The organism is Campylobacter sp. GB48 (assembly GCF_049221845.1).
GTDB classification, from domain to species: Bacteria; Campylobacterota; Campylobacteria; order Campylobacterales; family Campylobacteraceae; genus Campylobacter_D; species Campylobacter_D lari_C.
The window spans coordinates 1-862 of the sequence record NZ_JBMJAR010000078.1 but is presented as its reverse complement, the minus strand read 5'-3'; the positions used below and the strand labels follow the sequence as shown (position 1 = coordinate 862).

2 pseudogenes are annotated in these 862 nt (G+C 29.5%); both read right to left on the bottom strand.

From position 1 onward, the window contains the following. Positions 1 to 277 (bottom strand): annotated as a pseudogene (locus ACOTVC_RS08895) (hypothetical protein); the annotation flags it as partial. A gap of 18 nt (positions 278 to 295) precedes the next feature. Beyond that, positions 296 to 862: pseudogene (locus ACOTVC_RS08890) on the bottom strand (hypothetical protein); the annotation flags it as partial.

Sequence of the window (862 nt, the reverse complement as noted above, 5' to 3'; positions counted from 1 at the left end):
CTTTTAAATAAATACTTTGCCAATCTTTAAACTCAAGCAAAGTAGAACTTTGTCCTGTGTAAAGATTAGGATCTAAATATCTGGGTTTATAGTCTTTGTAGGGGGAGTTTTGTTTGATATTGTGTGCTTCAAACAAAGCTTTAGAATATTCTTGGGTGTATTTGCCTGTAGGCTTAATATTTTCTGAAAAATATATTTTATTTGTCTTTTTATCCACCTCTACCCCTCTTCCATTAGGAGCGTATATTATATAAATATCTTTATTATTATCACTCATTGTTTATCCTTTCTTTAATTAGCCTATACATAAACCATTTTTCATGATTATAGTAGTGGCTAGTCTGCCTATCATTTTTGGTGGTTGCTTTTTTTCTTTAAAAGAGGTTTTACCTACTCTTTGTTTCTTTTTACTATTTCTGATCTGATCCTTATTTTGCATTTCATTCTCCGCCACCCCCGCATACAAAGCCTTAATATTATTTTGTCCTATGATATCTAAAGCCTTTAAGAAATTTCTATGTTTTAAAGGATCGGGGGTGTTGTTTGTTGCTTTAGTGTTAAATACATCATTATCCATATCTTCTAAATAATCCATACATTGATGATAAGCATCTATGGCTGATAAACCTTTTACTTCTCTATTTTTATACTCATCATACAAAGCCCTTTTTGCTTCATCGTTATTAATAGCTTGTAGTTTTTGGTTGTATTTTTGTATGTTTTCTTTTTGAGTTTTACTAAGACAATCAGAGATTAAAAAATCTTCTTCATGCTTTAGTTTTAAAAGCCTTGGTTTTATAGCTAAATCATGTAAATAAGAATAGGTATTAAAAAAGTCTATATCTTCTATGGTTTTTAAATC